The organism is Stenotrophomonas sp. YJH_SMC_122 (assembly GCF_059369535.1).
In genome coordinates, this window is record NZ_JCAFST010000002.1 from 135,248 (window position 1) to 157,899 (window position 22,652).

Here is a 22,652-nt window from a genome sequence, read left to right on the forward strand (position 1 = left end):
AACGGGTCAACCGCCAAGCATAGCCGTCCCGGGGCCGCCTTTGCCGGTAAAATGCGCCGGTATATCTGATTGCCGGTGAATTCATGCGTCGTCCCGTTTCCCTGTCCCTGACCCTGCTCGCTACCGCGGCGCTGGGCCTGTCCGCCTGCAAGCGCGTGGAGGCGCCTGCCGCCGAAGCCGCTGCCCCGCAGGCGCCCGCTGCCGCTGCCAAGGCCGATGGCGCGCTTGATGCGACCGCCAACGACAATCTCAATGCGGTGCTGTGGATGCAGCGCGCGCAGGAGTACAAGGCCATCACCGAGCAGACCTATCGTGCCGCCGCCGACCACCTGGATGCCGCGCTGAAGGAGGCCCACTGGGACGCACTGGTGCCGGAAGAACGCGGCAACGAGGCCAAGGGCCTGAAGCCGGCCGTGGTGCTGGACGTGGACGAGACCGTGCTGGACAACTCGCCCTACCAGGCGCGCCTGGTGCGCGACGGCAAGGAATACGACGAGCTGAGCTGGGACCAGTGGGTGGCCGAAAAGAAGGCCAAGGCGATCCCGGGCGTGGTTGATTTCGCCAAGGCGGCCAACGCCAAGGGCGTGACCCTGCTGTACATCTCCAACCGCGCCGTGCACCTGAAGGACGCGACCCTGGCCAACCTGCGCGAGCAGGGCCTGCCGGTGGCCGATGACAGCGTGTTCCTGGGCCTGGGCACCGTGGTCGAGGGTTGCGAGCAGGCCGGCAGCGAGAAGAACTGCCGCCGCCGCCTGGCCGGGCAGAAGTACCGCGTGCTGATGCAGTTCGGCGACCAGTTGGGTGACTTCGTGGAAGTGACCGCCAACACCAACGAAGGCCGTGACGCCCTGCTGCAGCAGTACCACGACTGGTTCGGCGAGCGCTGGTGGATGCTGCCGAACCCGACCTACGGTGGCTTCGAGCCGGCGCAGTTCAACAACGATTACAGCCAGTCGCGCCAGACCCGCCACGACGCCAAGCGCGCCGCCCTGGACTACGCACCATGAGCCGCGCACCGCTGCCGCTGCGCGACGACGAGCGCCTGATCTTCGCGCTGGACGTGCCTGACCGCGCGCAGGCGCTGGAGTGGGTCGACCGCCTTGGCGACAGCGTGGCCTTCTACAAGATCGGCATGGAACTGCTCGCCTCCGGCGAGTACTTCCAGGTGCTTGATGAGCTGGCCCGCCGCGACAAGCGCGTGTTCGTCGACCTGAAGTTCTTCGACATTCCGGCCACCGCTGCGGCGGTGATCAAGCGCCTGTCGCAGTGGCCGGTCAGCTACGCCACCATCCATGGCTGGCACCCGGCCATGATGGAGGCGTGCGCGGCCGCCAACAGCGGCGACATGCGCCTGCTGGCAGTGACCGTGCTGACCTCGATGGGTCGCCCCGACCTCGCACGGATGGGCATCGACCGCGAACCGGTGGACGTGGTGGTCGAGCGCGCGCTGGCCGCCCAGGCCGCCGGCATCGATGGCGTGATCGCTTCGGGCCAGGAAGCCGGCCCGATCCGCGCTGCCACCGGCAGCGGATTCTCCATCGTCTGTCCGGGCATCCGCCCCGGTGGCCCGGTCGGCGATGACCAGAAGCGTACCGTTGGCGTAGCGCAGGCCTTTGCCGATGGCGCCGATGCCATTGTGGTCGGTCGCCCGATCCGCCTGGCCGCCGATCCGCAGGCCGCAGCGCGGGCGATCCAGCAGGAAATCGCGTCGGCTCTGGCTGCACGCTGAGCCCACAGCCGACGCCGATCACGCTGGCACCACGAACGCCATCCCGATCCATGCGGGATGGCGTTCGCATTTGTGGGGCTGCATCTGTCGCACGCAGCGCCAGCCACGAGAACTGTGCGCAGGTTCGCGCTGCGGGCCTCTCCACTGCTCCCCAATCGATGCACCGGTACGGACCGCGGCCGCGCCGGTTCCAACCATCGACAGAGGAGTACAGGGAAATGTATCGCAGCACCTCTTTGTTCATCGGCCTACTGTTGGCCGCGTCCGCCGTACCCGCCTTTGCTGCGCCACAGGTGCGCGATGCGCCGCGCGTGATCGGCGGCGAAGCGGCACTCGCCGGCGAGTACCCGTTCATGGTCAGCATCCAGGGCATTTTCGACGGCGATTCGGACCACGACCGCCACTTCTGCGGGGGCACCCTCATCTCACCCTCGTGGGTGCTGACGGCCGCGCACTGCGTGCAGGGCGAAGCGCCTGGTGGCATCGCCGTTGTCGGCAAGGTCACGACCCTGTCCACCGACGCCGCGCCACGACCGTCCAACGTCAAGGCGATCCACGTCCATCCGGCCTTCAACAGCGGCAATTCGCTCGAACACGACGTTGCCCTGGTCCAGCTGAGCGCGCCCCTGGATGGCGCACAGCCGGTGGCACTGCGGCTGCGGCCCGACGCCGGCTACCTCAAGCCGGGCCGCGAGTTCACCGTGATTGGCTGGGGCGACACCGACATCGGCGATGGCCGGATCTACCCCACCCAGCTGCAGACCGCGCAGGTGCCGTTCGTGTCCTTCAGTGACTGCCAGCAGGCCTACGGCGGTGAACTCGCACGCGGCAAGGTGATCTGCGCCGGCCGTGAAGGCGTGGACAGCTGCCAGGGCGATTCCGGTGGCCCGCTGCTGCTGCGCCTGCGCGAGGGCTGGACCCAGTTCGGCATCGTCAGCTGGGGCGAGGGGTGCGCGCTGGCCGGCTATCCCGGGGTTTATGCCCGAATCGCCGAAAAACATGCCGTAGATTTCATTGAGGCGGTTTGGCAACGGGACTGATCCATTAAAATCAAATAGATACAATGCATTACGTAAAGTGTTGCCTTAACTTGGGCGGCAGCGTAGGATCGCCGCCATCCGGTCCTTGACCGGACATGCGCCACAACACTGTCCTCCGGCCCCGTGCCGGCTTGAAGAGCCTGCGATCCCCGTGATCCGGGCTCTTTTTTTATCCCGGTGGCCCCCTTGGCTGGAAACCGTGACGTCCCGGCTTGCCGCTGTCACGTCGCAGGCCGCAAGATGCGGGCCGGTCCGGGGAGTCCGAGTGCATGAGCGTGGCGGTGCGAGGAAAGTCTGCGCGTGGATGGGGGCTGGCGGCCATGCTGCTGCTGGCCGTGGCGGGGTGCCGCGAGTCTGCCAACGATCCGGCCAGGCCGGCGGCCGAGCCGGTGGCTGCAGTACAGGCGATGGCGTTGCGCCTTGCCGAAGACGATCTGGTCGGCTACGCAAAGCTGTCGGTGCCGCCGGCCCAGTACCAGCGCCTGCAGCAGGCGTGGGTGGAAGGCCACAGCCAGTGGCCGCTGACCGAGCTGCCACTGGGCGACCAGCTGCTGCCGATGCTGGCCGCACTGCGCAAGCCCGGTGCCAGCGCCGAACTGCAGCGCAGCTTCGATCGCCAGCTGGCTGGCCAGGCCGGCGCCGTGCGCCAGGCCGCACAGTCGATGGGCAACTTCGGCGTGCAGTACCTGCGCCACCAGAAGGGCTACACGCCCAGCCAGCAGGCCCACTACATCGCCCTGGTCGAGACCCTGGCGGGGTGGGCGCAGGCTGCCCCCATCAGCGACCGCGCACGTGCCCGCAGCACCATCGCCGCGCTGGTCGGCGCCGCCAGCAAGGTCGGCTTCGATGATGAAGCCGGCCTGCAGGCGGCCGGCATGGAAGGCAGCCTGCAGCAGCTGGCGCCGTTCATCCACACCCTCAAGGCGGTGCTGGGCAGCTACGGACTCGGCGTGGACGACGCGCTGCGCAGCGTGCGCGGCGAACTGCTGTCGGTGCAGGGCGACAATGCGCTGGTGCGCCTGCACTACGACCTGGCCGGTCGCGAGATGACCCTGCAGCTGCCATTGAGCCGGCGCGAGGGCCACTGGTACCTGACCCGCACCCTGGCCGACACCGACGCGCTGCTGCGCAAGGCCGATGCGGCCCGCGCGGCGGCGTCGCCAGTACCGGCTGAAGCCCCCGCCGAGGGTGGGGAAGCGGCAACACCGCCGCCTAAGCCATAATGGCGCCGATGTCGAAACAGAACCCGCTGCCGTTCCCCGGCGAAGAATCCCAGTCGACGCCCGCCGATACGGTGTCGGCGTCCCCCTCGACCGGTACCGGCCCGAACCCGGTACCGCCGCCCGCGCACGCGCGTCCGGCCGGACGCCGTCCACTGTGGGCCCGCCTGCTCGGTCGCCTGGTCGAGCCGTGGCTGTCGCTGAAGATCGAACCGGAAGACCCGGGCCAGTACAACGATGGCCGCCCGGTCATGTACGTGCTGGAAGACTACGGCCTGTCCAACGCGCTGATCCTGGACAAGGCCTGCCGCCAGGCCGGCCTGCCGTCGCCGCTGGTGCCGCTGGCCGGTGATCCGACCGGCCGCAAGCGCGCCTACCTGGCGCTGTCGCGGCGCAGCTCCAGCAACTCGCTGATCCCCGAACAGCGCGGCGCCAAGACCCACTCCGATTCGCTGGCCAAGGTCCTGCAGGCGCACCGCGTGCGCGATGACCTGGACGTGCACCTGGTGCCGGTGTCGATCTTCGTCGGCCGCGCGCCGGACAAGCAGAGCGGCTGGTTCGCGGTGCTGTTCTCGGAAAACTGGGCGCTGGTGGGCCGCTTCCGCCGCCTGCTGGGGCTTCTGCTGAACGGGCGCAATACCATCGTGCGCTTCGCTCCGCCGATCTCGCTGCGCAGCACCGTCGACGAAGGCCTGGAACCGGAGCGCACGGTGCGCAAGCTGCAGCGCGTGCTGCGCACCCATTTCCGCCGCATCCGTGAATCGGTGATCGGCCCGGACCTGTCGACCCGGCGCCTGCTGGTGGACCAGGTGCTGGCCGCCGAGCCGGTCCGCGAAGCGATCGCCGCACAGGCCAAGCGCGACAACTCGAAGCCGGCCGATGCCTGGAAGAAGGCACACGCCTACGCCTGGGAAATCGCTGCGGACTATTCCAGCCCGGTCGTGCGCTCGGCCAGCTTCATGCTCAGCCACGTGTGGAACCGCATCTATGCGGGCGTGCTGGTACACCACCTGGACAAGTTCAAGGCCGCCGCGCCGGGCCACGAAGTGGTCTACGTGCCCAGCCACCGCAGCCACATGGACTACCTGCTGCTGTCCTACCTGCTGTACGACCGTGGCATCGTGCCGCCGCACATCGTGGCCGGCATCAACCTGAACCTGCCGGTGGTCGGCACCCTGCTGCGCAAGGGCGGTGCGTTCTTCATCCGCCGTTCGATCCGTGGCAATGCGCTGTACTCTGCGGTGCTCAGTGAGTACGTCGCGCAGCTGGTGGCCGGTGGCTACTCGCTGGAGTACTTCGTCGAAGGCGGCCGCTCGCGTACCGGGCGCCTGCTGCAGCCCAAGGGCGGCATGATCTCGATGACGCTGCGTGCATTCCTGCGCCAGCCGCGCAAGCCGGTACTGTTCCAGCCCATCTACATCGGCTACGAGAAGCTGATGGAGGGCGGCAGCTACCTGGACGAACTGTCCGGCCGGCCAAAGGAAAAGGAATCGATCTGGTCGCTGCTGTGGGGCATCCCCAAGGTGCTCAAGCAGAACTACGGCCAGGTGGTGGTGAACTTCGGCGAGCCGATCGCGCTGAACGACGTGCTGGCCGAGAAGGCGCCGGAGTGGAAGGGCGAGGCGGTGTCCGAGGACGAGAAGCCAGCCTGGCTGTCGACCACGGTGGATACGCTGGCCGAACGCATCCAGGTGCGCATCAATGGCGCCGCCGACGTCAACCCCATCAACCTGCTGGCGCTGGCCCTGCTGTCCACGCCGAAGCACGCGATGGGCGAGGCCGACCTGATCGCGCAGATCGAACTTTGCAAGACGCTGCTGGTCGAGATGCCGTACTCGGACCGGGTGACGGTGACCCCGCACTCGCCGGAGCGGATCATCGCCCATGCCGAGGAAATCAACGTCCTCACCCGCATCAAGCATCCGCTGGGCGATGTGCTCAGCGTCAGCGGCGACACCGCGGTGCTGCTGAGCTACTTCCGCAACAACGTGGTGCACCTGTTCACCGCCTCGTCGTGGGTGGCCTGCTGCTTCCAGAACAACCGCCGCATGAGCCGTACCGGCCTGGTCCAGCTGGGCCGCACGGTGTACCCGTTCCTGCAGGCCGAGCTGTTCCTGCCGTGGAGCGAGGACGAGTTCGCGCAGCGCATTGACCGCACCATCGACGTGTTCGTGCGCGAAGGCCTGCTGCAGAACGTCAACGATGACGACGGCGGCATCCTGGCGCGCAACACCGGGCAGACCGACGAGGTGTTCCGCCTGCGGGCGATCGGCCATTCGCTGCAGCAGGCGTTCGAGCGCTACTACATCGCCATCTCGGTGCTGGTGAAGAACGGCCCCGGCGTGCTCGGTGCGGCCGAGCTGGAAAGCCTGTGCCAGCAGGCCGCGCAGCGCCTGAGCCTGCTCTATGCGCCGGCCGCTCCCGAGTTCTTCGACAAGGCCCTGTTCCGTGGCTTCATCCAGAAGCTGCGCGAACTGCGCCTGGTGTGGCCGGACGAGAACAGCAAGCTGCTGTTCGACGAACGCCTGGATGCCTGGGCCAAGGACGCCAAGTTCATCCTGGGGCGCGAGCTGCGCCACACCATCGAGCGGGTCAGCCCGGAAGCAGCGCGCCCGGACGAGCCTGCGCCGCAGGATTGAAGGCAGCGCCGGGCAATGCGGTGGGTGCGGACCTTGGTCCGCACACCTCCACCCGTGCCAACCAGGGTTGGCACCCATCCGAACCCGGCTCAGGCCGGCTCGTCGGGAATCTGCAGGCTTTCCAGCCTGGCGATGCAGTCCTTCAGCTGCAGCTTGCGCCGCTTCAGGCGCTTGGCTTCCAGTTCGTCCTCGCCGTTGGCCGCCATGCGGGTGATCTGTTCATCCAGCAGGCGATGCTCGGCGCGCAGGGCGGCGAGGTGCTCGACGATCTCGGCGGGGCTGTAGGTATCCACAGCCTCCGAGCATACACAGCGTTGATGACTGCCGGGAGAGGGGAAACCCGACCCCCGGCCGGGGCGGCTCCGAGCCGTTAGAATGGAACCCATGAGTGCCGTGATTTCCCTTCCCGATCCCCAGCCGCGCGCCGCCCGCGATCCGCGCGTGGCCGAGCGCGAGCAGCACAAGCTGGCCAAGCGCCTGCGCCGCCAGGTCGGCGAGGCGATTGCCGACTTCGGCATGATCGAGGCCGGCGACAAGGTGATGGTCTGCCTGTCCGGCGGCAAGGACAGCTACACCCTGCTGGACGTGCTGCTGCAGCTGCAGAAAAAGGCGCCGGTGCCGTTCGAGCTGGTGGCGGTGAACCTGGACCAGAAGCAGCCGGGCTTCCCCGAGCACATCCTGCCGGAATACCTGGCAGGGCTGGGCGTGCCGTACCACATCATCGAGCAGGACACCTATTCGGTGGTCAGCCGGGTCATCCCGGAGGGCAAGACGATGTGTTCGCTGTGCTCGCGCCTGCGTCGTGGCGCGCTGTACAACTACGCCGAGACCCACGGTTTCACCAAGATCGCGCTGGGCCACCACCGCGACGACATGGTGGCCACGTTCTTCATGAACCTGTTCCACCACGCCAAGCTGGCGGGCATGCCGCCGAAGCTGCGCAGCGACGACGGCAGGCACGTGGTGATCCGGCCACTGGCCTACGTGCGCGAGAGCGACATCGTCGACTACGCGCAGGCACGCCAGTTCCCGATCATTCCCTGCAACCTGTGCGGCAGCCAGGAGAACCTGCAGCGCCGCCAGGTCGGCCTGATGCTCAAGCAGTGGGAGAAGGACCATCCGGGCCGCATCGAGCAGATCGCGCGCGCCATGGGTGAAGTCCGGCCCTCGCAGCTGGCCGACACCACCCTGTTCGACTTCATGGCGCTGGGCCGTCGCGACGACACGCCGCTGCCCGACACCCATGCCTGGCTGGCCGGCTCCCCGGCCGACGCCGACGCAGATCCCGAGACGCCCACCGTTTAAGGTCGGTCGCCCTTCCTCTTCGCCATCCGGAATTCCATGTTCTTTCGCAACCTGACGTTCTTCCGTTTCCCGACCACCACCGATTTTTCCGAAGTCGATACCCTGCTGCCGCACGCCGTGCTCAAGCCTGTTGGCGCGCTGGAAATGAATTCCCGCGGCTTCATTTCGCCGTTCGGCCGCGAGGAGAAGGAACTGCTCTCCCACCGCATCGCCGAACACCTGTGGCTGACCGTGGGCGGCGAGGACAAGATCCTGCCGGCGGCGGTGGTCAACGACCTGCTCGAGCGCAAGCTGGAGGAGATCGAGGAGAAGGAAGGGCGGCGCCCGGGTGGCCGCGAGCGCAAGCGCATGAAGGACGACCTGCTGCATGAACTGCTGCCGCGCGCCTTCGTGAAGTCCTCGCGCAACGACGCCTTCATCGACCTGCAGCACGGCTACGTGGCGGTGGATACCTCCAGCCGCAAGACCGGCGAATACTTCATGTCCGACATCCGCGGCCTGCTCGGCAGCTTCCCGGCGATGCCGCTGAACGCCGAAGTCGCGCCGCGCTCGATCCTGACCGGCTGGATCGCCGGCGAGCCGCTGCCGACCGGGCTGAGCCTGGGCGAAGAGTGCGAGATGAAGGATCCGGTCGAAGGCGGCGCGGTGGTCAAGTGCCAGCACCAGGAACTGCGCTGCGACGAGATCGACAAGCACCTGGACGCCGGCAAGCAGGTGACCAAGCTGGCGCTGATCTTCGAGGACAACCTGTCCTTCGTGATCGGCGACGACCTGATCGTGCGCAAGCTGAAGTTCCTCGACGGCGCCCTGGACCAGCTGGAGCATGCCGACGAAGACGGCCGCCGTGCCGAGTTCAATGCCCGCTTCGCCCTGCAGAGCGCCGAGATCCGCCACCTGTTCCTGTTGCTGGAAGAAGCGTTCAAGCTCAGCAAGGCTGACTGAACAGGCAGCCCGACGGTCGCCGGTCATCCGGCGGCCCGAAGCAGCGCTATGCTGGGCGCATGAGCCGTCTGCTGCGCCGCCTGATCACTCCGACCCCGCCCGCCACCGTACAGCGCGATACCGTTCGCCTGCGCCTGGAGGATGCCGAGATCGAGGTGCTGCGCGTGCGCGATCCACGCGCGCGCCGCATCAAGCTGAGCGTGGACGAGCGCGGCGCACGCCTGACCCTGCCGCCGCGCGCAAGCCTGGTGATGGGCGAACGCTTCCTGGAACAGCACCGCGACTGGCTGGCGCTGCAGCTGCGGCAGTACCAGGGGCAGGGCCTGCCGCCACCGCTGCAGCCCGGCGAAGACGGCGTGCTGCCCCTGCGCGGCGAACTGCTGCCGCTGCGCTGGCAGGAAGGCCGCTACGCGCGGCTGGAGATCGACGCGCACGGCGCCTGCGTGCAGTGGCCGACCCGTGGTGGTGACGCCACCCTGCGCCGCCTGCTGCGCGAGTTCTATGAAGCGCAGACCCGCGCCGACGTCGGCCGCTGGCTGCCGAAGTACCTGCCCACCCTGCCGCGCGCCCCCAGCCGCCTGCGCCTGAAGGTGATGTCCTCGCAGTGGGGCTCGCTGGCCCCCGATGGCAGCATGGCCCTGGACCTGGCCCTGGTGCTCGGTCGTCCGGAAGCGTTCGAGTACGTGCTGGTGCATGAACTCTGCCACCTGATCCAGCCGAATCATTCGCCCGCGTTCTGGCATGAAGTCGAACAACGCTTCCCCGCCTGGCGCGAACAGCGCGACTACTTCCAGCTGGAAGGGCGCCGACTGAAGGCGATGCTTCGCCAGCTGCTGTAGAGCCGAGCCGATGCTCGGCTGACGCGGGTGGCGCAGATATCCAGCCCTCGCGATCAACAGCAGCCGAGCATCGGCTCGGCTCTGCAAAAGCGCGACCCAACCTCATGATCGTGCAGCCCCACCCACCGCGAGGGACTCAGCCGTTGGCCGAAACCCTCACCCCGCCCGCAATGCCGCCGCGGCCGCCCACCGCGCCGCCACCCGCGGCGCGGTGATGCACACCGCCTGGTCGGTCACCGTTGTCACCGCGCGCTCCAGCAGCTGGATATCGGCCTCGTGCTGGCGTGCCACATGCGGGTCCTCGAAGAAGATCGCGCGCTGGCAGCGCCCCTCCAGCACACGGTCAGCAATCTGCGCATCGCCGCCCATCGGGCCACTCTGGTAGCGCGTCACCCACGGCGTATCGCTGGGCCAGCCGCGGCTCCAGGCCAGCTCGTTCAAGCGCTGGCCGGTGGTGCCGGTCGCCACGCGCTCGCCGAACCGTGCCAGCACATCGAAGTGCTCGTCAGCGAAGGCCAGCATTGCCGGCTTCATCGCGTCGTGCGCGATCAGCGCCAGCGTCTGGTGCTGGAAGGCATGCAGATCGTCGGCACCGGCATCAGCGGCCAGCCCGGCGTGGACGCGTTCCACCTCGATCCAGTCACGTGCAGTGGCCACGGTTGAAATGAACGGCTTGCCGTGGATCACGCACTGCCGCTTGAGCGCGGTTGCCTCCGGAAACACCGAGGAAGGATCGACCGGGTCGATCAGGTAGATCGCGCCGTCCAGGGTGCGCTCCGGCCCCATGCCAACCACTTCGGCCACCAGTTTCATCAGGCCACCCTCGCGTCCGTAGGGATACCGGTGCAGGCCGCCGTAGCCGGCCAGGAAGCCTTGCCGTTCGATCGCATCGTGGGTGCGCCCGACCGCGTGCAGCGATACCCCCAGTTCACGCAGCCCGGCCTCGCTGGCACGCAGCCAGCGGAACAGCGCGGCGCGCGCATCGTGGTGATGGAGACGGTTGGCGGCCAGGCCGATACGCATCGAGCGCTCCGTAGGGACGGGTAGAAGCGGCAGTGTATGTCGGCATTCGCCGATAGGGATGTTTTTCCAATTTTTCTCATTGTCGCGGAAGCGCGCCTCGCTAGCGTGGCTGGCAGCGGTACCGCTGCGCGGCCGTGGTTCCTGCCCGCGAAATGAGGATGTCTACCGTGAATGTCGCCGGCCGCCGCGCCGTCGCCGCTGTCATGGCATCGCTGTTGCTGCCCGGCATCGCTGCTGCGTCCGGCTGCGCGAGCCCACTGCAGGTGGCATGGCGTTCCGATCGGCCGCCGCTGTCATACAGCGTGCAGGGCGACCTTGCGGGGGTGGCTGCGGATTACCTGCCGCTGCTGGGCCCGCAGGCGCTGCAGCATGCGCAGCCGTTGCCCGCAGCGGTGCTCACCGATGACCCGCTGCCGGCTGGCACCCAGGTGCTGCTGGGCTGGCCGCGCGCACAGCTGCCGACCGGCTGGGTGGCCAGCAGCCCCTACCTGGAAGTGCCACAGGTGATCGTGCGGCGCGAGAGCGCGGCAGCCGTGCTGGGGCTGGAGGACCTGCGTGGGCGCAGCGTGGCCAGTCCGGACCGGCTACCGCTGGAGGCACTGCTGGCCGAACAGGCCCCGGGTGCGCAGCTGCTGGCACCGGCGCCGCTGGACCACGCGCTGTCGCTGCTGCGCGCCGGGCTGGTCGATGCGGTGGTGGCCAATCTCGCTGAGGTCGAAGCCGCGCTTCGCGCCGTGCCGGGTGACCCTCTGGTGATCGCAGCACCCGCTGGCTTCGGCGATGCACTGGTGCTGGCCGCCGTACCGGCCTGCGCCGCGGTGGTCGCTGCCTTCGACCGGGAGCTGCAGCGGGAGGGCGATGCGCGTCGGGCGTCGGTTCGCAGTGCCTGGCTGCCGGACCTGTCACGTGCGCGGCCCGCCGGTTCGGCACTGCGCTGGCTGGTGCCGGTGTCGCTGATCCTGCTCGCGCTCATACTGCTGCATGCCTTCGGCTACTGGCGCGTGCATCGCGAGAGCGTGCGTCGCCGGGTACTGGAGCAGCGCTTGCATGAAGTCACCGCGAACCTGCCGGCGGTGGTCTACCAGGCGCGCCGTTCGGCAACCGGCCACTACAGCCTGGCGCAGATCGCCGGCGACGTGCAGGCGCTGTTCGGCGTGGCCGTGGAAACTGAGCGGATCGACCATCTGCAGCTGCTGGCGGCCGTGCATGCCGGTGACCGCAGCCAGGTGATGGCGAGCATCGAAGCGGCCGCGCTCGTGCGCGGTCCGATCGACGTTACCTTCCGCACCCGGTCGGCGCAGGGCTGGCGCTGGGTCCGATCACAGGGACGACCGTTGCCGTGCGATGACAGCAGCGTGGAGTGGAGCGGCTACTGGATGGACGTCAGCGAAGCCCAGGCGCGTGCAGCGGCGTTGGCCGAGGCGCGCCGCGCGGCCGAGCAGGCGGCGCTGGCCAAGGGCCATTTCCTGGCGACCATGAGCCACCAGATCCGCACGCCGATGAGCACCCTGCTGGGCATGCTGGAGCGGCTGGCTGGCACTGACCTGGATGCGGGCCAGCGGCAGGTGCTGACCACCGTGGGTGACGCTGCGCAGATGCTGCGGCAGATCCTCGACGATGTGCTGCACAGCCAGCGTCTGCAGCCGGCACCCCTGCAGCTGCGTCCGACCGATCTGGCGGCGCTGGTGCGCGCGGTGCAGCAGCTGTTGATGCCGGTCGCGGCCAGCCGCGGGCTGCACCTGTGCAGCGAGATCGACCCGGCGTTGCAGCCCTGGTCGCTGGCTGACGGGCTGCGCCTGCGGCAGGTCCTGTTCAACCTGGCCGGTAATGCGCTCAAGTTCACCCTGCAGGGAAGCGTGGTGTTGCAGGTCCAGGTGCTGCAGCAGCGCGACGGCGGCCAGCGACTGCGCCTGCAGGTGACCGATACGGGCGTGGGCATCAGCGTGGAGCGCCAGCAGGCGGTGTTCGCCGCCTACGAACAAGCCGAGACCTCGACCACGCGTCGCTTCGGCGGCAGTGGGCTGGGCCTGTCGATCTGCCGTGAGCTGGCGGCATCGATGGGCGGGCAGCTGCACCTGCGCAGCGTGCAGGGCAAGGGCACCACGGTAGGGCTGGATCTGGATCTGGCGGCCTCTGTGGCAGCCAGGGACGCACCAGTGCCCGCGAGGGCTGCGCCGCGGGCGCTGCCGCCGGCGCGGGCGCTGGTTGTCGAGGACCATCCGACCAACCTGCAGTTGCTGGAGCAGCGCCTGTGCGAGCTGGGGCTGCAGGTCTACACCTGTAGCGACGGGCTGCAGGCATGGGAGGCCTGGCAGGCGCAACCGTTCGACCTGGTGATCACCGACTGCCATATGCCGCACATGGATGGCTTCGCGCTGGCGCGCGCGATCCGTCGCGATACCCGCGCTGCCCGTGCTCCGGTGCCGATCATTGCGTTGACCGCCAGCGTGCTGGAACGCACGCGCGAGGCCTGCCGTGAGGCGGGCATCGACCACTTCCTGGCCAAGCCAGTGGAGGCGCACGAACTGCGCGCGCTGCTGGAAGTGCTGCTGTTGCCGGACTCAGTGCGCCAGTAGGCGGACGATGCTGGCAGCGGCGTCGCGGCCTTCGGCCACCGCAGTTACCACGAGATCGGCACCACGCACCGCGTCGCCACCGGCGAACAGGCGTGGATGCGCGGTCTGGAACGGCAGGCGGTCCCTGCCACCGGCGAGGATGCGGCCATTGGGCTGGCCTTCCACCCCCAGTTCCGCCAGCCACGCCGGCACGCTCGGCGAGAAGCCGAAGGCGATGATCACCACGTCTGCCTCCAGCAGCGATTCACTGCCTTCGATCGGCACCGCGTTCTGGCGGCCATTGGCATCGGGCTCGCCCAGCCGGGTCTCGACCACGGTCACGCCGATCACCTCGTCGTCGGCGCCGGCTTCGATCGACAGCGGCTGCCGGTTGAACAGGAAGCGCACCCCTTCCTCGCGTGCATTGGCGACTTCGCGCGCGCTGCCGGGCATGTTGGCTTCGTCGCGGCGATAGGCGCAGGTGACCTTGGCCGCGCCCAGCCGCACCGCACTGCGCACGCAGTCCATACCGGTATCGCCTCCGCCCAGAACCACCACGCGCTTGCCGTTGAGGTCGGGCAGGGCGATGGTGTCTTCCCAGCCGGCGATCGGCCGGCCCTTCGGATCATCGCCACCGACGATGCGGCTGTTCTGCACCAGGAACGGCAGCGCCGGCAGCACGCCCTTCAGGTCCTGGCCGACCAGGCCACCATCGGTATAGCGGTAGGCGCCGGTGCCGATGAACACCGCATCGTGGCTGTCCAGCAACTGCTGCACGCTGACATCACGGCCGATCTCCACGCCGAGGCGGAACTGCACGCCCATGCCTTCCAGTACTTCACGGCGGCGATGGATCACGTCCTTGTCCAGCTTGAAGCTGGGAATGCCGAACTGCAGCAGGCCACCGATCTGCTCGTAGCGGTCGTAGACCACGGCGGCAATGCCGGCGCGTGCCAGGCGGTCGGCACAGGCCAGCCCGGCCGGACCGGCACCAATCACCGCCACACTGTGGCCGGTCGGCTGCACCGCGCCCAGGTCCGGGCGCCAGCCACTGGCCAGTGCGGTGTCGACGATGTACTTCTCCACCGCGCCGATGGTGACCGCGCCGAACTCCTCCAGCGTGCAGCTGCCTTCGCACAGCCGATCCTGCGGGCAGACCCGGCCGCACACTTCCGGCAGCGGGTTGGTGCTGTGGCACAGCGTGGCGGCCTCGTGGATGCGGTTTTCCTGCACCAGCTGCAGCCACTGTGGAATGGCGTTGTGCACCGGGCACTTCCAGCTGCAGTAGGGGTTGCCGCAGTCCAGGCAGCGGCCCGCCTGGTACTGGGCGTCTTCCTTGCCGAACTTGCCGTACAGCTCGCCCCAGTCGCCGGAGGTGCGCAGTTCCACCGGGATGCGCTGCGGCATGGTGCGGGGCAGGTCGAGGAACTGGAAGGCGTGCTTGCGGCTCATGGCGGACTCTGTGGTGTTTTCCGGATGCCGGCCAGCGGCCGGCACTACGTGATCCTGGGATGCCGGCCAGCGGCCGGCACTACCGTTATGCGGCGCGGCGCAGGGTTTCGGTCAGCGACTCGATGCTGGCGGCCTTCGGTTTGACCAGCCAGAACTTGCCGATGTAATCGCGGAACTCGTCCAGGATCTGCTGCGCCCAGATGCTGCCGGTCAGCTCGCGGTGGCGGCCGATCAGGCGGTGCAGGTGCTGGCGGTAGTTCTCGAAGCCTTCGGCGGAGACGCGATGGATGTCGATCAGCTCGTGGTTGTAGCGGTCGACGAAATCGCGATCCACGTCCAGCACGTAGGCCAGGCCACCGGTGAAGCCGGCGCCGAAGTTCAGCCCGACCTTGCCCAGCACCAGCACCACGCCATCGGTCATGTACTCGCAGCAGTGGTCACCGGCACCTTCCACCACTGCCAGCGCGCCCGAATTGCGCACCGCGAAACGCTCGCCGGCGCGGCCCGCGGCGAACAGCTCGCCACCGGTAGCGCCATACAGGCAGGTGTTGCCGATGATGGCGGTGCTGCGTGCCTCGAAGCGGGCGCCACGCGGCGGACGCACCACCAGCCGGCCGCCGGCCATGCCCTTGCCGACGTAGTCGTTGGCTTCGCCTTCCACTTCCAGGTGCAGGCCGCCGACGTTGAAGGCGCCGAAGCTCTGCCCGGCACTGCCGCGGAAGCGCAGTTCCAGCGGTGCCTCGGCCATGCCCTGGTTGCCGTGCGCGCGCGCCACCGCGCCCGCCAGGCGGGTGCCGATGCTGCGGTCGGTGTTGTGGATCAGGAAGCGGTGCTCGCCGCCGCGCTTGTGCTCGATGGCCGGGGCCAGCAGCCCATCCATCTGCGTGGCCAGGCTGTCCGGCGATTCGTACAGGCGCTGCGCGGCGCAGTGGCTGCCTTCGTAGCGGCTGTCGGCCAGCAGCCGCGACAGGTCCACGCGCACGCCGTCGCGCGGCGCGGCCTCGATCTGCCGCAGCAGGTCGGTGCGGCCGACGATCTCTTCCAGCGAACGCGCGCCCAGGTACGACAGCCAGCCGCGCACTTCCTCGGCCAGCAGCCGGAAGAAGTTCTCCACGCGTTCGGGCTGGCCGGTGAAGTGGTTCTCGCGCAGGCGCTCGTCCTGGGTGGCCACGCCGGTGGCGCAGTTGTTGAGGTGGCAGATGCGCAGGTACTTGCAGCCCAGCACGATCATCGGCGCGGTGCCGAAGCCGAAGCTGTCCGCCCCCAGCAGCGCGGCCTTGACCACATCCAGGCCGGTCTTCAGGCCGCCATCGGTCTGCAGCAGGGTGCGCCCGCGCAGGTCGTTGGCTAGCAGCGCCTGGTGCGCTTCGGCTACGCCCAGTTCCCACGGCACGCCGGCATAGCGGATCGAGCTGACCGGCGACGCACCGGTGCCGCCGTCATGGCCGGAGATGGTGATCAGGTCCGCACCGGCCTTGACCACGCCTGCGGCAATCGTGCCGACGCCGGCATGGCTGACCAGCTTCACCGACACCAGCGCGGTCGGGTTGACCTGCTTGAGGTCGTAGATCAGCTGGGCCAGGTCTTCGATCGAATAGATGTCGTGGTGCGGTGGCGGCGAGATCAGGCCGATGCCCGGACGCGCATAACGCAGGCGTGCGATCAGCTCGTTGACCTTGTGCCCCGGCAGCTGGCCGCCCTCACCGGGCTTGGCGCCCTGCGCGACCTTGATCTGCAGCACTTCGGCATTGACCAGGTATTCGGCGGTGACGCCGAAGCGGCCCGAGGCCACCTGCTTGATCTTGCTGCGCTTCGCGGTGCCATAGCGTGCGGGATCTTCGCCGCCTTCGCCGGAATTGCTGCGGCCGCCGAGGCGGTTCATGGCAATGGCCAGCGCCTCGTGCGCTTCCGGCGACAGCGCGCCCAGGCTGATGGCGGCGGTATCGAAGCGCGGGAACAGGGCGCTGGCCGGGGCGACCTCGTCCAGCGGCACCGGCGTAGCGGCCGGCACCAGTTCCAGCAGGTCGCGCAGCGCCGATGGCGGGCGCGCGTGCACCGCATCGCAGTACTGCTGCCACGCACGCGGGTCACCGCTGCGCGCGGCGCGCTGCAGGGTGGTGACCACGTCGGGGTTGTACATGTGGTACTCGCCGCCGTGCACGTACTTCAGCAGGCCGCCCACATCCACGCCCTGCTGCGCATCCCACGCCTGCGCGCACAGCTCGCGCGCGTCGGCATCCAGGCGGGCGAAGCCGGCGCCGCCGATGCGCGAAGCGGTGTCCGGGAAGCACATGTCCACAACCTCGGGTTCCAGGCCGATGATCTCGAACAGCTGCGCGCCGCGATAGCTGGCCACCGTACAGATGCCCATCTTCGAGATGATCTTCGACAGGCCCTTGTAGATGCCCTTGCGGTAGCGGCGGCCGATCTGCGACTGCTCGCCGCCCTTGCTGAGCTTGAGGATGCCGCGTCGACCCAGGTCGAACAGGGTCTGATAGGCCAGGTACGGATACACCGCGGTGGCACCGAAGCCGAGCAGGCAGGCCATGTGGTGTGGGTCGCGCGCGGTACCGGTCTCGACGATGAGATTCACGTCGCAGCGCAGGCCCAGCCGCGAGAGGTGGTGGTGGATGGCGCTGGTGGCAAGCAGGGCATGCACCATCGGCCGACCGGCCACCGGGTAGCGGTCGGACAGCAGCAGCATCACCATGCCCTCGCGCGCGGCCTGTTCGGCCTCGGCACAGATGCGCTCGATGCCGGCACGCAGGCCCTCGTCTTCGCTGTAGGACAGGTCGAGCAGGCGGTTGGCCTGCACGTACTGGTCCATCTTCAGCAACTGGCGCAGCTTGCGCTGGCTGAGCACCGGCGAATTGAGGATGACGTGGTTCACCGTCTCCGGGCCGGCATGGAAGATGTTGGTCTCCTTGCCAAGCTGGGTGGACAGCGACATCGCGCAGTCTTCGCGCAGCGGATCGATCGGTGGGTTGGTGACCTGCGCGAAGGCCTGGCGGAAATAGTCGTACAGCGGACGGCTGCGCTGGCTCAGCACCGCCATCGGTGTGTCGTCGCCCATCGAGCCGGTGGCTTCCTGCTCGGTCTCGGCCAGCGGCCGCAGCACCTGTTCCACTTCCTCGCTGCTGAGCTGGTAGAGCTTGTGGTAGCTGCGCAGGGTGGCTTCGTCGAACGGCTCTTCCACCAGCGACGGGTCGATCAGTTCGGTCTGCAGGTAGGTGACGCCCTGCTGCAGCCACTGCTTGTACGGCGCGCGGCCGCGGTTGATGCGGTCCACCGCGTCCGAATCGAGCAGGTCGCCGCGCTTGAGGTCGATGGCCACCATTTCGCCGGGGCCGAGCTTGCCCTTGCGCACCACGCGCTCGGTCGGCACTTCCCACACGCCGGCTTCGGAGGCGACGAGGAAGTGGCGGTCGGCGGTCAGCATCCAGCGCGCCGGGCGCAGGCCGTTGCGGTCCAGCGTGCACACCGCGTAGCGGCTGTCGCAGGCGACGATGCCGGCCGGGCCGTCCCACGGCTCGCTGTTGAGGCCGTGGAATTCGTAGAACGCGGCCAGGTCGGGGTCCTTGAACTCCAGCGACTGGGTGGCCGGCGGCACCAGGATGCGCAGCGCCTGGATCAGCTCCATGCCACCGGCGACCATCAGCTCCAGCATGTTGTCCAGGCTCTGCGAGTCCGAACCGTGCATGGAGATCACCGGATCGAACTCGGCGATGTCGAAGCGCGGCGTCTTCCACACCTTGCTGCGCGCCTGGGCCCAGCGGCGGTTGCCTTCGATGGTGTTGATCTCGCCATTGTGGGCGAGCATCCGGAACGGGTGGGCAAGCGGCCAGCGCGGCAGCGTGTTGGTCGAGAAGCGCTGGTGGAACACGATCGCGCTGGAGGCCAGTTCGCGGCGTTGCAGGTCCGGGAAGAAGCGGCTGAGCTTGTCCGGCAGCACCATGCCCTTGTAGCTGATCGCATCCGGGGTGAGGGTGGTGACGTAGAAGTCGGCATGGTCGCGCAGCTGCTGTTCGCTGCGGCGGCGGGCCAGGAACAGCGCCAGCGCGAAGCCGGCATCATCCTGGCCGACGCCGGCGTCGACGAACACCTGCTCGATGCGCGGCAGGGTATCGCGCGCCAGCTGGCCGCAGACGCTGTCGTTGGTCGGTACCTCGCGCCAGCCGGCGACCTTGCAGCCGACCGCTTCGACCTGCGCCTGCAGCTGGGTGCGGCAGGCGTCGGCGGCCTCGGTGTCGTGCGGCAGGAACACCAGGCCGGCAGCGAAGCGCGCGGCGACGGCGATGCCGGCTTCGCTGGCCAGCAGTTTCAGGAATGCATCGGGGCGGCGCAGCAGCAGGCCACAGCCATCGCCGGTCAGGCCATCGGCGGCGACGCCGCCACGGTGGGTCATGCGCGAGAGCGCGGCGATGGCGGTATCAACCAACAGGCGCGAAGGTTGATCGTCGAGCTGGGCGACCATGCCAAATCCACAGGCATCGCGCTCGGAGCGCGGGTCGTAAAGCCCTTGGCGGTTGCGGGGGGCCATCTCTACCTCGATGCGTATAGGGTTGGCGGCGACACTCGTCCCCGCTCACTCCCTGGAGCGCATCGTGAGGCCACCGGATGCCTCGACTAGATCACAGGTTGCTGCAGCGCCGCAATACACGGTTGCAGGTGCAACAGAACGCGCCGGCAACCCCGTGTCGGCGCGCGGTCGAACTCAGCCGCAGCGCACGCCGCTGACCAGGCCCTTGTCGTCCACTTCGATGTTCAGGCGGTCGCCGAGGAACTCCATGGTGGCTACGTCATTGGGCTTCATGACGCGCAGCTGGTGGGCACCGGCATCTTCCTGCGCCTGCTTGCCCAGCGCGTCGGCGTAGGCCTGGCCGACCAGGCTCTGCACCTGGCTGGCATCGCAGGTGCCGACCGGCGGTGCCTCGGTGGCCTTGCCGGTTTCGTCGGCCGGCGCCTTGGCGGCTTCGGCCGCCTGCTGGGCATGGGCCGTGGCCGAATCCTGTTCATCCAGCGCCGGAGCCTGGCAGGCGGTCAGGGCCAGCACGGCCGGCAGCAGCAGGGCGGAGAGCGAACGGGCGCGAATCGGGAACGACATCATGACTCCGGAAGGGATTGTGAAAGCCCGAGCATAGCGGCGAACCGACCCTCACGTGTTTGTCTTCTGTTATCGACAGGTTCGCGGCATCGCGACGGCGACACTGCGGTCATGCCAACCTCCTCTACCCCCGAACGACAGGCCGCGCGCGCGGCCGGCCTGCGCTATGTCGATGACACCCAGCCCGGCATCAGCCGGCGCCGCGCCGGCAAGGGCTTCAGTTACCGCGATGCCGATGGCCACACGGTTCGCGATGCCGCCACCCTGCAGCGCATCCGTGCGCTGGCGATTCCACCTGCGTATACCGCCGTGTGGATCTGCGCCCACGCCAACGGCCACCTGCAGGCCACCGGCCGCGATGCGCGTGGACGCAAGCAGTATCGCTACCATGCCGATTGGGCGAAGGAGCGCGATGCCGGCAAGTTCGACCGCATCATCGCCTTTGGCGAGGCGTTGCCCACGTTGCGGCGGCGGCTGTCGCGTGATCTGAAGCAGCCCGGCTTCCCGCGCGACAAGGTGCTGGCGGTGGTGGTGGCCCTGCTGGCCGACACCCTGGTGCGGGTGGGCAACGAAAGCTATGCACAGGAAAACAAATCCTACGGGCTGACAACGCTGCGCAACCGCCACCTGGACCTGCTGCGCGGTGGCCGCGTGCGCATGCGCTTCCGGGGCAAATCCGGGCAGTTGCACGAGGTGGTGGTGGGCGATCGGCGGCTGGGCACGCTGGTGCGCGGCATCCAGCAGCTGCCCGGGCAGGCGCTGTTCCAGTACCGCGACGACGAAGGCGCGCTGCAGCCGGTGGATTCCGGCGCAGTGAACGACTACCTGCGCGAGGTGATGGGCGAAGACTTCACCGCCAAGGACTTCCGCACCTGGGGCGGCACGCTGGCGGCGGTACAGGCATTCGCCGCCACCGAACTGCCGGAACCGGCCAGCCAGCGCGCGCTGGCCAGGGCGCAGCGTGAAGTGGTCTGCCAAGTGGCGGCTCGGCTGGGCAACACGCCGGCCGTGTGCCGCAGGGCCTACATCGACCCGTGCGTGTTTGCCGGCTGGGAGCGCGGCGAGCTGGCCTCGCTGGCCGGCCTGCGCGGCCCGCGGCAGTGGGAGCAGGCCACGCTGAAAGTGCTGCGCCGGGCGCGGCGGCTCAGTCGCGGTCGTCAGCCGCAGTAGATCGCAACGATGTTGTTGGTCCGGCCCTTCTCGATGGTCAGGCGGTCGCCGCCTTCGCTGGCCGGCGGCACCCGCGGGCCGTCATGGCGCAGTACCCGTACGTGCAGGCTGTCACTGTCCACGCGTGCGCGGGCCACGGTGGCGTCCGAGGCGGCCAGGCCCACCGCGCCGCGCACCCTGTCGCTGTGGCACTGGCCGGAAATCACGCCGTCGATCGGCTGCACCTGGGCCATCGGCGTGCTGCTGCAGGCGGCAAGGGCAAAGCAGGCGGCGGCGGTGGCGATGGCAAGTTTCATGGCGGCGGTCCTTGTGTGATTGCGTGCAGGGTGCGACGTCAGACGTGGTGGCGGAATGAATGCCGTGCACATCGTGGACACGGCGCGCTCACTGCCGCCAACAGCGTGGGTGGAGACACTGCAGGAGCGGCATGGGCCGCCCCCCGGTAGTGCCGGCCGCTGGCCGGCAGCCCCTTTCCCTCCCGAGGAGACCTGCATGGCCACCACCAGGAAGACCCCCGCCCGCCGTAAGGCATCGCCGAAAGTGCGTAAAGGCAGCACCCCGACCAAGGCGGTCGCCGACCCCGATCGACCGCGCGTGGTGAAGACCGCAACCCGCAAGGCGGCCGCCAGTGATCCGCGGGCGGCACGCGTCGCTGCACGGCAGCGGCGCCTGCAGGACCAGGAGAAGGCCAAGGACGCCCGCGCGGCCAAGAAGGCAACAAAGAAGACCGCGACCCAGGCCGGCGCACGCCGGCAGCCGGAGGCGATGCCGGCGCAGCAGCTGGCCAAGCCCGGGCACGAGCACGAACTGGAGCTGGCGCCCCGTTTCCTTGCGCCCGACTACGCGGGCAGCGGCAAGCTGCAGGGCATGCGTGCGATCGTCACCGGTGGCGACTCCGGCATTGGCCGTGCGGTGGCAGTGTTGTTCGCGCGCGAAGGTGCGGATGTGGCGGTACTGCACCTGGACGAGCCCGAAGACGCGGACATCACCCGCCAGCACGTGGAACGCGAAGGCGGCCGCTGCGTGGTAATCGCTGGCGATGTGCGCGATCCGCGCTTCTGCAACAAGGCCGTCAAGCAGGTGGCCAAGGCGTTCGGCGGCATCGATATCCTGGTCAACAACGCCGCGTTCCAGCTGCACTGCGAGCGCCTGGAAGATCTGGAAGATGCGCACCTGCAGGAAACGCTGCAGACCAACATCGGCGGCTACATCCAGATGGCGCGTGCGGTACTGCCATATCTGGGCGAGGGCGCGAGCATCATCAACACCGGTTCGGAAACGGGCATCTTCGGCAGCAAGGCGCTGATCGATTACTCGGCGACCAAGGGCGCGATCCACGCGTTCACCAAATCGCTGGCCAGCCAGCTGCTGCCGCGCGGCATCCGCGTGAACTGCGTGGCGCCGGGACCGGTGTGGACGCCGCTGAACCCGGCCGACAAGCAGGCCGAAGACGTGGCGGAGTTCGGCAAGGACAGCGACATGGGCCGGCCTGCACAGCCTGAAGAGCTGTCACCGGCGTATGTATTCCTGGCGTCGCCGGTCTGTGCAAGCTACATCAGCGGGGCGATCCTGCCGGTGATGGGTGGGCCGCGCGGGTGAACAAGCACTGCCGGTAGTGCCGGCCGCTGGCCGGC

Annotated in this window: 17 protein-coding genes; 11 read left to right on the forward strand and 6 right to left on the reverse strand. The window is 68.6% G+C overall.

The window, feature by feature from the left end; genetic code table 11:
• The first annotated feature begins 83 nt into the window (after positions 1-83).
• The 5 genes from AC5P66_RS04160 to plsB all read left to right on the forward strand — a co-directional run bounded on the left by AC5P66_RS04160 (position 84) and on the right by plsB (position 6,628).
• Entirely contained in the window at positions 84-1,007 is a 924-nt protein-coding gene (locus AC5P66_RS04160; protein WP_049438738.1) for a 5'-nucleotidase, lipoprotein e(P4) family, read from the forward strand.
• Entirely contained in the window at positions 1,004-1,729 is a 726-nt protein-coding gene (gene pyrF / locus AC5P66_RS04165; protein WP_049416068.1) for an orotidine-5'-phosphate decarboxylase, read from the forward strand. The genes AC5P66_RS04160 and pyrF overlap by 4 nt, the downstream gene beginning before the upstream one ends.
• Before the next feature lie 218 nt (positions 1,730-1,947).
• The gene (locus tag AC5P66_RS04170; RefSeq protein ID WP_049416072.1) at positions 1,948-2,769 is read left to right on the forward strand and encodes a S1 family peptidase; all 822 of its coding nucleotides are present in this window, start codon (positions 1,948-1,950) and stop codon (positions 2,767-2,769) included.
• Positions 2,770-3,038: 269 nt separating this feature from the next.
• Positions 3,039-3,992: a hypothetical protein gene (locus AC5P66_RS04175; protein ID WP_049438737.1), complete on the forward strand. Its 954-nt coding sequence runs from the start codon at positions 3,039-3,041 to the stop codon at positions 3,990-3,992.
• Positions 3,992-6,628 carry a glycerol-3-phosphate 1-O-acyltransferase PlsB gene (gene plsB, locus AC5P66_RS04180; RefSeq protein ID WP_049416076.1) on the forward strand — a complete coding sequence of 879 codons (2,637 nt, stop codon included), beginning with the start codon at positions 3,992-3,994 and terminating at the stop codon, positions 6,626-6,628. Before AC5P66_RS04175 ends, plsB begins: the two co-directional genes overlap by 1 nt.
• A gap of 89 nt (positions 6,629-6,717) precedes the next feature.
• Here plsB and AC5P66_RS04185 read toward each other — a convergent pair whose 3' ends face one another.
• Positions 6,718-6,921, reverse strand: coding sequence for a YdcH family protein (locus AC5P66_RS04185; protein ID WP_005421068.1), 204 nt, complete (start codon positions 6,919-6,921; stop codon positions 6,718-6,720).
• Between the two features lie 91 nt (positions 6,922-7,012).
• Between AC5P66_RS04185 and ttcA the strand changes: the two genes are divergently transcribed.
• The 3 genes from ttcA to AC5P66_RS04200 are packed head-to-tail and all read left to right on the forward strand — an operon-like array spanning position 7,013 to position 9,714.
• Positions 7,013-7,933, forward strand: coding sequence for a tRNA 2-thiocytidine(32) synthetase TtcA (ttcA, locus tag AC5P66_RS04190; RefSeq protein ID WP_199161077.1), 921 nt, complete (start codon positions 7,013-7,015; stop codon positions 7,931-7,933).
• A 36-nt stretch (positions 7,934-7,969) separates the two neighbouring features.
• A complete protein-coding gene (locus AC5P66_RS04195; protein WP_495216092.1) occupies positions 7,970-8,875 on the forward strand; it encodes a recombination-associated protein RdgC in 906 nt (301 codons plus the stop codon).
• Positions 8,876-8,934: 59 nt separating this feature from the next.
• Positions 8,935-9,714, forward strand: coding sequence for a M48 family metallopeptidase (locus AC5P66_RS04200; protein ID WP_049438735.1), 780 nt, complete (start codon positions 8,935-8,937; stop codon positions 9,712-9,714).
• A 156-nt stretch (positions 9,715-9,870) separates the two neighbouring features.
• Here the strand turns inward: AC5P66_RS04200 and AC5P66_RS04205 are convergent, their stop codons facing one another.
• Complete coding sequence (locus AC5P66_RS04205; RefSeq protein WP_049416084.1) at positions 9,871-10,737, reverse strand: methylglyoxal synthase; 867 nt, start codon at positions 10,735-10,737, stop codon at positions 9,871-9,873.
• A gap of 167 nt (positions 10,738-10,904) precedes the next feature.
• On the opposite strand from AC5P66_RS04205, the gene AC5P66_RS04210 reads away from it, so the two are divergent.
• Positions 10,905-13,313 (forward strand): response regulator, encoded by a 2,409-nt coding sequence (locus tag AC5P66_RS04210; protein ID WP_495216115.1) that lies wholly within the window; start codon positions 10,905-10,907, stop codon positions 13,311-13,313.
• Here the strand turns inward: AC5P66_RS04210 and AC5P66_RS04215 are convergent.
• The 3 genes from AC5P66_RS04215 to AC5P66_RS04225 form a co-directional block, all read right to left on the reverse strand.
• A complete protein-coding gene (locus AC5P66_RS04215; protein ID WP_049416089.1) occupies positions 13,299-14,744 on the reverse strand; it encodes an FAD-dependent oxidoreductase in 1,446 nt (481 codons plus the stop codon). The two genes, AC5P66_RS04210 and AC5P66_RS04215, sit on opposite strands and share 15 nt — an antisense overlap.
• A gap of 85 nt (positions 14,745-14,829) precedes the next feature.
• Positions 14,830-19,284: a glutamate synthase large subunit gene (gene gltB / locus AC5P66_RS04220; protein WP_099496057.1), complete on the reverse strand. Its 4,455-nt coding sequence runs from the start codon at positions 19,282-19,284 to the stop codon at positions 14,830-14,832.
• A gap of 174 nt (positions 19,285-19,458) precedes the next feature.
• Positions 19,459-19,848 carry an I78 family peptidase inhibitor gene (locus AC5P66_RS04225; RefSeq protein WP_032954733.1) on the reverse strand — a complete coding sequence of 130 codons (390 nt, stop codon included), beginning with the start codon at positions 19,846-19,848 and terminating at the stop codon, positions 19,459-19,461.
• Between the two features lie 111 nt (positions 19,849-19,959).
• Here AC5P66_RS04225 and AC5P66_RS04230 point away from each other — a divergent pair, with 111 nt between their 5' ends.
• Positions 19,960-21,018, forward strand: a complete 1,059-nt coding sequence (locus AC5P66_RS04230; RefSeq protein ID WP_099496058.1) for a DNA topoisomerase IB — start codon at positions 19,960-19,962, stop codon at positions 21,016-21,018.
• Here AC5P66_RS04230 and AC5P66_RS04235 read toward each other — a convergent pair.
• Complete coding sequence (locus AC5P66_RS04235; RefSeq protein WP_049438731.1) at positions 21,006-21,314, reverse strand: hypothetical protein; 309 nt, start codon at positions 21,312-21,314, stop codon at positions 21,006-21,008. The genes AC5P66_RS04230 and AC5P66_RS04235 overlap by 13 nt on opposite strands.
• 196 nt (positions 21,315-21,510) lie before the next feature.
• Here AC5P66_RS04235 and AC5P66_RS04240 point away from each other — a divergent pair, with 196 nt between their 5' ends.
• Complete coding sequence (locus AC5P66_RS04240; protein WP_099496059.1) at positions 21,511-22,617, forward strand: SDR family oxidoreductase; 1,107 nt, start codon at positions 21,511-21,513, stop codon at positions 22,615-22,617.
• Positions 22,618-22,652 lie beyond the last annotated feature (35 nt).